Below are 10393 nucleotides of genomic sequence, written 5' to 3' on the forward strand. Positions count from 1 at the left end.
TTTCTTACTTTCTTGTAAAAACCTTGTCCTGTTTTACTTCCTAACCATTTGTTTTCCATCATGGTATTGATGAAATCTGGTAATTTAAAAAGTTCAATACGTTCGTCTTTTGGGCAGTTTTCTCTAATGCCATTTGCAACATGAACTAGGGTGTCTAAACCTACAACATCAACCGTTCTGAAAGTAGCCGATTTTGGACGACCAATAACAGGACCTGATAATTTATCAACTTCTTCAACAGTTAAATCTAATTCTTTAACAGCGTGAAATAAACTTTGAATACTAAAAATTCCGATTCTGTTTCCAATAAATGCTGGAGTATCTTTAGCAACTACCGAAGTTTTTCCAAGGAATTGTTCGCCATAACCATTTAAAAAATCTAAAACTGAAGCATCAGTTTTTGGTCCCGGAATAATTTCGAATAATTTTAAATAACGTGCAGGATTGAAGAAGTGTGTTCCGCAGAAATGCTTCTGGAAATCTTCACTTCGCCCTTCACTCATGAATTTTATAGGAATTCCTGAAGTGTTTGATGTAATTAATGTTCCCGGAGTTCTGTATTTTTCTAAGTTTTCAAACACCATTTTTTTGATGTCTAGTCTTTCAACTACAACTTCCATAATCCAATCTACATCTTTTACTTTAGCAATATCGTCTTCTAAGTTACCTGTAGTAATACGACTTGCAAAACTTGGGTGATAAATAGGTGAAGGTTTAGATTTTAAAGACGCTGTTAAGGCATCATTTACTAATCTATTTCTAACCACTTTATCTTCTAAAGTTAAGCCATTAGCTTTTTCCTTATCGTTTAGTTCCCTAGGAATAATATCTAATAATAAGACATCTACACCAATATTGGCGAAGTGACAAGCGATCCCGCTTCCCATGATTCCAGAGCCAATTATGGCTATTTTTTTAATTCTTCGTTTGCTCATTTTTTTAACTATCAGATTGATTGTATATTTTTTTATTACAAACCATATCATTAATAAGCTCGGCAACTTCAAAGAAATGTTCTAATTTTTCTTCTGAAATATTATTTTTTATAGCCTCGTTAAATAACAATACTTTTTCTTTTGAATACGCTCTTTTCTCTAAACCAAAATCGGTTAAACCAATAAGAACACCGCGGCCATCATCAGGATTTGGTTTTCTTGTTATTAGTCCTTTTTTTTCCATGGTTTTTAAAATACGAGATAGACTGGTTGCTTCCATCCCCATTTTTGGACCTAAAGCTGTTGAAGGTGTTCCTTTTTCTCTGTCAATACTTAATAAAGTAAAGCCAGTTGCCATAGTGCTTCCGAATTTTGAAGCTTCTTCGTTATACATTTTTTGAACCGTTAACCATGTGGTTCTTAGCATGTAATCTATGGTTTTGTCCTTCATATAATTTAATTGATGAGTCCAAATATAGGAAAATTTATTATGCGTGCATAATAAATTCATAAAAAAAACGGATATCCTGTTTGTATTATTATATTCAGATGGAGATTGTCTTTTTAGATTTAATTAAGGTCTGTAAATCTTTTCAATTAAATCTTTATACTTGTTTTTAATAATATCTCTTTTCATTTTCAAAGTAGGAGTAAGGTGACCTGCATCAATAGACCAAACATCTGGTGTTAGTTTAAACACTTTTATTTGTTCCCAATTTCCAAATTTTTTATTGCATTCATCAACCTCACTTTGAATTCTTTCATATATGATTTCTGAGTTTGCAATGTCCTCATTTGAATTTCCTACTGGAAGTTTTTTATGAGCAATCCATTCTTTAATAAACTCGAAATTAGGTTGAACAAGAGCTGCTGGCATTTTTTCGCCCTCGCCAATTACCATAATCTGTTCTATAAATCGTGATTGTTTTAGGTCGTTTTCAAGAAGTGTTGGTACAATGTATTTTCCACCTGAGGTTTTAAACATTTCTTTTTTACGTCCAGTAATTTTTAGGAATCCATCTAAATCAATTTCACCTTTATCGCCTGTGTGAAAATAATCACCAGACATAACACTAGCGGTTTTTTCAGGGTCTTTATAGTAACCCATCATCACATTTGGACCTTTAATTAATATTTCACCGTCTTCAGCAATTTTAACTTCAACATTATCAATTGGAATACCTACGCATCCTACTTTAAACATGTTATTTTTATACTTGCCAACAGATACTACTGGTGAGGTTTCTGTAAGGCCATATCCTTCCATTATTTGCATGCCTGCCGCAGAAAAAATTCTTGTTAATCGAGGTTGTAATGCCGCGCTACCAGAAACCATGGTGTGTAATTCCCCTCCTAAAGCATCTCGCCACTTGCTAAAAATAAGTTTATTAGCTATCCTTAATTGAAACTCATACCAAGCCCCATTTTTTTTATAAGGTTCCCATTTCTCGCCCAAGCTTACGGCCCAAAAAAATAAAGCTTTTTTTATTCCTTTTAGTTCCGCGCCTTTGGCCATAATTTTGTCGTACACTTTTTCAAGCAACCTTGGTACAACACTCATCATATTTGGTTTAATTTCTTTCGCATTATCGCCAATTTTATCTATTGATTCAGCGTAATAGATTGATGTGCCCGCATATTGGTATATATATATAAGGACGCGTTCAAAAACGTGACAAATAGGTAAAAAACTTAAAACTCTAGTCTTATTATTTTTCAAAGGTACTCTAGGTGTACTGTCTAAAACATTACTAGTAATATTCCTATGAGAAAGCATAACCCCTTTAGGTTTTCCTGTAGTTCCGGAAGTATAAATAATAGTTGCTAAATCTGACGGTTTTACCTCATTTTTTCTAGCTTCAACTTCGTTTTGATTATCGGTGTCTTTTCCTAAGTCGAACAATTCAGAATAATGCTTACAACCCTTAATTGTATCAAAAGAATAGACTTCTTTTAAGGATGTGTTTTTTATAACCTTATTTACTTTTTCTAAAACCTCTTCATCGGAAACAAAACAATATATGGATTCACTATGATTTAAAACATATTCATAATCTTCAGCGCAAATGGTTGGATATATCGGAATATTTTGAGCACCAATTTGCAAAATACCAATATCCATAATATTCCATTCCGTTCTATTATTTGTAGAAATTACGGCAATTTTATCATCCTTTTTAACACCAAGTTTTAATAAAGCTCTGCTAACAGCATTAGCTTTGTCAATATATTCTTGCGTTGAAGTTTTAACCCACTCGCCATCATATTTAGTTACTAAAGCAGCGTCGTTAGGTTTGTTTTCTAATTGATAATAAGGAAAATCAAAAAGTCTGGTAATCTCTTTCATAGGGAACTTTTAAAATGCTGTAATGCAAAGTATGAAAATTAAAAGGATTTTCAAATAATATACATTTTAAGATATTTTACTAAAATCCTAAAACGGATACCAAAAAAACAGAATATGATAATTATTTTTAGGAAAAAGCTATCGAAATTATTAATTAATGATTGTTTTTTGCAACCAAAACTTCTTTTTGTTGCGTTTTATTAAGTAGTTGAATCAAAAAGTTGAATAATTATTTTTTTGAGACTAAAACTCAAACGTTTTCGTTAATAAGATCCATTGAAAATCTTTGATTTACTGACTTTTATCAGGTTTCTTATTGATTTTCGAATTTACTTTTGCTGATATAAAACATACATGATTTTTTTATCAAAATATTAATAAAATAGAATAATGGAAGTAAAACAATTTAAACCTGGAATTTGGACTGAAAAGGTCAATGTTAGAGATTTTGTTATAAATAACATTACACCATATCATGGCACACATGATTTTTTAGTTGGGCCAAGTGCCAAAACAGAAAAGCTATGGGACCTTTGTAAACAAGCTACCAAAGAAGAAAGACAAAATAATGGTGTACGCTCTGTAGATACAGAAACCATTTCAACAGTTAGCGCATTTGCCGCTGGTTATATAGATAAAGAAAATGAAGTTATCGTTGGTTTACAAACCGATGAATTATTAAAAAGAGCTATGAAACCTTTTGGTGGTTTTAAAGTAGTTCAAAAAGCATTAGAAGAGCAAGGTGTAAAACCTAATGACGCTTTAACTGAATTGTTTTCTAAATATGTAAAGACACATAATGATGGTGTTTTTGATGTTTATAACGCTGAAATTAGAAAATTCCGTTCTTTAGGATTTTTAACAGGTTTACCTGATAACTATGCTAGAGGTAGAATTATTGGTGATTATCGTCGTGTAGCACTTTACGGAATTAATTTCTTAATAGAAGAAAAGAAAAAAGATTTAGTAAAAATTAAAGGCCCTATGACTGAAGCTGTTATTCGCTTACGTGAAGAAGTTTCAGAACAAATTAGAGCTCTAAAAGATATCATTGACTTAGGTAATAATTATGATTTAGATTTAGGGCGCCCTGCCGTAACAGCTAAAGAAGCGGTGCAATGGACATACATGGGTTATTTAGCTGCGGTTAAAGAACAAGATGGTGCTGCTATGTCTTTAGGAAATACTTCTACATTTTTAGATATTTATATTGAAAATGATTTACAAGAAGGTTTAATTACTGAAGATGAAGCTCAGGAGTATATTGATCAGATGGTGATGAAGTTGAGAATGGTACGTCATTTAAGAATGAGTGCTTATGATGAAATATTTGCAGGAGATCCAACTTGGGTTACAGAAGCTATTGGAGGTATGTTTGATGATGGTAGAACTAAGGTTACTAAAACATCTTTCCGTTTCTTAAATACGTTATATAATTTAGGAGCATCACCAGAACCTAATATGACTATTCTATGGTCTGAACAATTACCAGAGAATTTTAAAAATTACTGTTCTAAAGTTGCTATTGACACCTCTTCAATTCAGTTTGAAAATGATAATATGATGAGAGCACAACGTGGTTCTGATGATTATGGAATTGCTTGTTGTGTATCTTACCAAGATTTAGGTAAATCTATTCAGTTTTTTGGAGCACGTACTAACTTAGCTAAAACATTACTGTTAGCTATTAATGGTGGTCGTTGTGAAATTACTGGAAAACAAATGGTTAAAGGTATTGAGCCATATGATGGTGAATATTTAGACTTCGATAAAGTTATGGCTAACTTTAAAATAGCTATGAAGGAAGTGGCGAGAGTTTATAATGATTCCATGAACATTATTCACTACATGCACGATAAATACTATTACGAAAAAGCTCAAATGGCATTGATTGATACCAACCCAAGCATTAATATTGCTTACGGTATTGCTGGTTTATCCATTGTAGCAGATTCACTTTCAGCAATCAAATATGCACAAGTAAAACCAATTAGAAATGAAGAAGGTTTAACTGTTGATTTTGAAATTCAAGGCGAGTTTCCATGCTTTGGTAATGATGAGGATGGCGTGGATGAATTAGCTGCAAAAGCTGTAGCTGACTTCAATGATGAGTTAAAAAAATTACCAGTATATAAAAATGCTGAACCAACAATGTCAGTATTAACAATTACATCAAATGTATCTTATGGTAAGAAAACTGGAGCAACACCAGATGGTAGAGCAAAAGGAATTCCATTTGCTCCGGGAGCAAACCCTATGCATGGTCGTGATTGTAATGGTGCCATAGCTTCATTAAGTTCAGTTGCTAAAATTGATTATAAGGATTCATTAGATGGTATTTCAAATACCTTCTCAATAGTACCAAAATCTTTAGGAGCTGATACTGATGAAAGAATAGAGAATTTATCAACCATCATAGACGGTTATTTTATCAAAAACGCACAACATTTAAATGTCAATGTACTTGATAAAGAAATGTTACTTGATGCTATGGAACACCCAGAGGAATATCCTCAATTAACAATTCGTGTTTCTGGTTACGCTGTAAATTTTGTAAGATTAACAAAAGAGCAGCAAATGGAAGTTATTACACGTTCTTTCCACGAATCCATGTAGTTTTATTAATATTTTGAAAACATCTGAAAAAGGGGTTTAATCACTTTTTTTTCGGATGTTTTTTTTAAAAACCTTGACTTATCAAAACACAAGATAACATATTAAACGTACACTCTATTGAATCATTTGGTACCCATGATGGACCAGGTGTGAGAATGGTTGTTTTTCTTCAAGGCTGCAAATTAAAATGTTTGTATTGCCATAACCCAGATACAATTGATACTGCTGGAGGAAAATCATATCCTATTGAAGAGCTTGTTGAAATGGCTTTAAAAACGAAACCTTACTTTGGTAAGAAAGGTGGCGTAACCGTTTCAGGAGGAGAACCTTTGTTGCAAGCAAAAGCTTTAATTCCTTTTTTTAAGAGACTAAAGGAAGAAGGTATTCATACTAATATTGATACAAACGGTAGGCTATTAAATCATTTTACAGAAGAACTATTAGATAAGTATGCTGATCTGGTAATGCTGGACATTAAGCACATGACAGAGGAAGGGTATGAATATATAACAGGACAACGGAATAAAGAAACAACATTCACATTTGCAAAACATAGAGAAGCCTCTGGAAAAAAAATGTGGCTGCGGTATGTTTTAATACCTGGAATTACCAATACACCCGAATTATTACATGCTATGGGAGAGTATTTTAAAGATTACAAAACCATTGAAAAGATTGAGTTGCAACCTTATCATAAATTAGGTGTTCATAAATGGGAATCTTTAGGATGGGAGTATGAATTGAAAGATGCTAGGGAGAATACAAAAGAAGAAATACAATCCGCAGTTAGTATACTGCAAAAGTACTTTAAAGAAGTAAAAACCAACTAAAGGTGGAGCTGAGAAGCACACTCAAACTTTACAAATAATGAAATGAGCCATAACAAGCAAGTTAGTGTTAACTAAAAATGTTTAATGGCGAATTACATCTGACAAATTAAAAAACAATAAAAAACCAACAGATGAAAACACAAAAACTAAAAAACCGATGGCTAATTGCTGCTTCTGCAGTAGGGATCCATATTTCTATTGGATCTGTTTATGCTTATTCAGTTATGACAAACCCAGTTAAAGATATTTTTGATGTAGATGGAAGTGTAATAAAATGGGCATTCAAAATTGCCATTTTGTTATTAGGTTTATCGGCAGCCTTTTTAGGTAAATGGGTTGAAAAAGTAGGTCCGAAAATAAGCGGAACAACTGCAGGCATATTTTATGGTGTAGGTATTTTAGGTTCTGGATTAGCAGTTCAATTAGAATCGTTATGGCTATTTTATTTATGCTATGGTGTAATAGGCGGAATAGGACTCGGACTAGGTTATATTACTCCTGTTAGTACTTTAGTGAAATGGTTTCCAGACAGACGTGGTTTAGCAACAGGAATGGCTATTATGGGCTTTGGCTTTGCGGCTTTAATTTTTGGACCTGTAATGCAATCATTATTTGATTCTGTTGGAGTATCCAATGCCTTTTACATTTTAGGAGTGATATACATGATATTAATCTTGTCTTCTGCAAGATATATTGAAAGACCTCCAGAAGGCTACTTGCCGGATGGTTTTAAACCAGGAGAAGGAAAAACCATTAAAAAAGATATGGCAAATATTGATGCCAATGCAGCATTAAAAACACCTCGTTTTTATTACATCTGGATTATGATGTTTATTAATATTGCTTGTGGTATTGCTATCATATCTGCGGCAAGCCCGATGATGCAAGAAAAACTCAATTACACCCCTATGGAAGCAGCCGCTATTGTTGGTTTTATTGGAGTTTTTAATGGGTTAGGTAGAATTTTATGGTCTAGTTTGTCTGATTATTTAGGGCGTGCAAATACATATATTATATTCTTTGCATTCCAAATTTTAGCATTCTATTTCTTGCCAAAAATGACTATGGAGCTAAGCTTCTTGATTGTGTTGTTTACGGTAATAACCATGTACGGAGGCGGTTTTGCAACCTTACCCGCATTTTTAGGAGATTTATTCGGAACAAAACAATTAGGCGCTATCCACGGTATGGTGTTAGCAGCATGGGGATTGGCTGGCGTTGTAGGACCTACTATTTATGATATGGTTAAGAACGCAACTGGATCATTAGATACAACCCTGGAAGTTTTTGCAGGATTATTTATTATCGCTTTATTGGTGTCATTGTTAATGAAACGTAATGTCACAAAAGCTTATCGAAAAATGGAGAATAAAGTAGATGAAAATTTAGAGTTTGTTTAAACTTTATTACTTGAATTAGTTATAAAAACACTTCCAATTTTTGGAAGTGTTTTTATTATTTTTATATGATTTCTTAAATAGGAATCTTGGCTATTCTTTAATTAGTCTAAAAGTTTCAACTAAATTATTTTCAACTGCCTTAAATATATAGACTCCCGTTGGTAATTGAGAAATATCAATAGGACTGTTTTTAGATTCCCCTTCTGCAACTCGTTTACCGGTATGGTCAAACACCAAATATTTGTAATCTTTAAACGCTAAGTTTTTAATGTTTACGATTCCTTTAGTTGGATTTGGATAAACAAAGGGCTTATCCGTTAGTTTTGGTTTTTCGATTGGTTTAGGTTCTATAGTTTTAGTGATGTTTTTAGCTAAAGCTGCATTTTCACAAGACAATTCTAAATAGGCTTGTAAATCATCCTTTTCATGGAATATCTCATAGTCTAAATTCTTAGCTTTTTGCAAGTGCTGACATGCTAACTCGTATTCACCTATTTCATAATAAACGGCACCAATATTTCTATGTGCATAAGAATTATTTTCATTTAGCCGAATAGCTTCTTTTAAATCGATAATACCATTTTCGCTATCATTTAAATTATGAAGTATAAAACCTCTTAAAGTTCTAATGTCGCGTTGAACGGCTCCATGACCATACTTTATCAAGTTCTTTTCTCTAGGAAACGCAATATCAATATGATATTTTGCTTTTTCATAATCTTCAAAATCACTTTGCAGGGCTGCTAATACTCTGTGAACAAATGCATGTTTTGGTGATATTTTTAATGCCTTATTAAGAAAATGTTCGGATAATTTATAAGACTTTATTCTATATAAATAAGCTCCCAAATTTAAAAGGAGTCGCGCATTTTCAGGATCAGATTTAACAGCTTTGTACATATAATGCGAGGCATGGTTTTTCATATCAAAATGCGCATAAATCCAAGCTTTACTGTCATAAATACTAGCAAGAGCTTTATTTGAAGGTTCTACCTTACGGCGTTCAGCATTTTTTTTAACACGATAAATTCTCCAGTTTAAATCATTCAGGGCTAAAACTCTATCTCCTAACATACCTCTTATATATGATCTCTTATATCTAGACTTGGTATCGCTAGGGTTTGCTATTAAATTAGCATTAAGTACTTTTAATCGATTATGAAGGTCTTTAATCTTTTCTTCATTTTTTTTATTGAATTGCATAATATGGTCCGTGCGCTCTACAAGTCTACCGTTATTAAAATTCCATGTTGTAACTTTTTCTCCATTTCGATTATATTTATAGGAATTACCTTGAAGTCTTCCATTTAAATAATAAAAGGCCTCATCTAATTTGCCTGTTTTATGAAAGGTTTTAACACTATCTTTTTTCTTACCGCTTCCATACCACATTTCCATTGAGATATTCCCGTTTTTATGAAAATAGCGTTTAACGTTATTAGAATTTGCATTAGAGTTTTGTGAATGTAGGCTACAACATGAAATACAAATAAGAAGTAATAAACTAAGATTTTTCATATTATAAAAGTACACTTTTTAAAGCATAAAAAAAGCACCTACAATGGTAAGTGCTTGTTTATACTTTGTAATTTATGTTTTAATGTTTTTCAACCCATAATCTAGCATTTACAAAAGCCTCTAACCAAGGTGTTACTTCATCTTTACGTCCATCAGGATAATTTGCCCAATTCCATTGGAATGTAGAACGCTCAATATGCGGCATAGTTACTAAATGACGCCCCGTTTTATCACTCATCATTGCAGTATTAAAATCTGAACCATTTGGATTATGAGGATACTGGTCATACCCATATTTAGCAACGATATGATATTTGTCTTCTGAATATGGAAGGTTAAATTTCCCTTCACCATGCGAAATCCAAACCCCTAAAGTCGTGCCTGCAAGTGTTGAAAGCATAACTGAATTATTCTCTTGAATTTTAACCGATGTGAATGAACTTTCGTGTTTATGAGAATCATTATGAAGCATTTTTCCATGAATCTCATGATCTGGATTTATTTCTTCTAATTCCATAAATAATTGACATCCATTACATATTCCAACAGACAATGTATCCTTTCTATCAAAGAAATTTTGAATTGCCTTATTGGCCTTTTCGTTGTATTTAATAGCTCCTGCCCAACCTTTGGCAGATCCTAAAACATCAGAATTAGAAAAACCACCAACGGCTCCTAAAAACTGAATATCTTCTAAAGTTTCACGACCAGAAATTAAATCGGTCATGTGCACATCTTTTACATCAA

8 protein-coding genes are annotated in these 10393 nt (G+C 32.6%); 3 read left to right on the forward strand and 5 right to left on the reverse strand.

What is annotated here, in order from left to right; all coding sequences use genetic code 11:
- The 3 genes from WBN21_RS14490 to WBN21_RS14500 all read right to left on the reverse strand — a co-directional run.
- A partial coding sequence (locus tag WBN21_RS14490; protein WP_424201499.1) for a 3-hydroxyacyl-CoA dehydrogenase family protein occupies window positions 1-935 on the reverse strand: 935 nt, incomplete at its 3' end.
- Window positions 936-939: 4 nt separating this feature from the next.
- Complete coding sequence (locus WBN21_RS14495; protein ID WP_424201501.1) at window positions 940-1386, reverse strand: MarR family winged helix-turn-helix transcriptional regulator; 447 nt, start codon at window positions 1384-1386, stop codon at window positions 940-942.
- A gap of 123 nt (window positions 1387-1509) precedes the next feature.
- Window positions 1510-3282, reverse strand: coding sequence for an AMP-dependent synthetase/ligase (locus WBN21_RS14500; protein ID WP_424201503.1), 1773 nt, complete (start codon window positions 3280-3282; stop codon window positions 1510-1512).
- Between the two features lie 390 nt (window positions 3283-3672).
- On the opposite strand from WBN21_RS14500, the gene pflB reads away from it, so the two are divergent.
- From pflB to WBN21_RS14515, 3 genes are all read left to right on the forward strand, one after another.
- Complete coding sequence (pflB, locus tag WBN21_RS14505; RefSeq protein WP_424201505.1) at window positions 3673-5898, forward strand: formate C-acetyltransferase; 2226 nt, start codon at window positions 3673-3675, stop codon at window positions 5896-5898.
- A 116-nt stretch (window positions 5899-6014) separates the two neighbouring features.
- Window positions 6015-6728, forward strand: coding sequence for a pyruvate formate-lyase-activating protein (gene pflA, locus WBN21_RS14510; protein WP_424201513.1), 714 nt, complete (start codon window positions 6015-6017; stop codon window positions 6726-6728).
- Window positions 6729-6859: 131 nt separating this feature from the next.
- Window positions 6860-8128: an L-lactate MFS transporter gene (locus tag WBN21_RS14515; protein WP_424201507.1), complete on the forward strand. Its 1269-nt coding sequence runs from the start codon at window positions 6860-6862 to the stop codon at window positions 8126-8128.
- 90 nt (window positions 8129-8218) lie between these two features.
- Here WBN21_RS14515 and WBN21_RS14520 read toward each other — a convergent pair whose 3' ends face one another.
- Together WBN21_RS14520 and WBN21_RS14525 are read right to left on the reverse strand one after the other, a co-directional pair.
- The gene (locus WBN21_RS14520) at window positions 8219-9646 is read right to left on the reverse strand and encodes a T9SS type A sorting domain-containing protein (RefSeq protein ID WP_424201509.1); all 1428 of its coding nucleotides are present in this window, start codon (window positions 9644-9646) and stop codon (window positions 8219-8221) included.
- Between the two features lie 79 nt (window positions 9647-9725).
- The coding region (locus WBN21_RS14525) for a phosphoribosylformylglycinamidine synthase subunit PurQ (RefSeq protein ID WP_424201511.1) at window positions 9726-10393 on the reverse strand (668 nt) is incomplete at its 5' end.

The sequence above is a fragment of the Algibacter sp. genome, assembly GCF_049667265.1.
In the GTDB taxonomy this organism is placed as follows: Bacteria; Bacteroidota; Bacteroidia; order Flavobacteriales; family Flavobacteriaceae; genus Algibacter_B.

Coding starts and splice junctions, on each gene's coding strand:
- WBN21_RS14495 (WP_424201501.1), bottom strand. CDS start 1,386: ATGAAGGACAAAACCATAGATTACATGCTAAGAACCACATGGTTAACG.
- WBN21_RS14500 (WP_424201503.1), bottom strand. CDS start 3,282: ATGAAAGAGATTACCAGACTTTTTGATTTTCCTTATTATCAATTAGAA.
- pflB (WP_424201505.1), top strand. CDS start 3,673: ATGGAAGTAAAACAATTTAAACCTGGAATTTGGACTGAAAAGGTCAAT.
- WBN21_RS14515 (WP_424201507.1), top strand. CDS start 6,860: ATGAAAACACAAAAACTAAAAAACCGATGGCTAATTGCTGCTTCTGCA.
- WBN21_RS14520 (WP_424201509.1), bottom strand. CDS start 9,646: ATGAAAAATCTTAGTTTATTACTTCTTATTTGTATTTCATGTTGTAGC.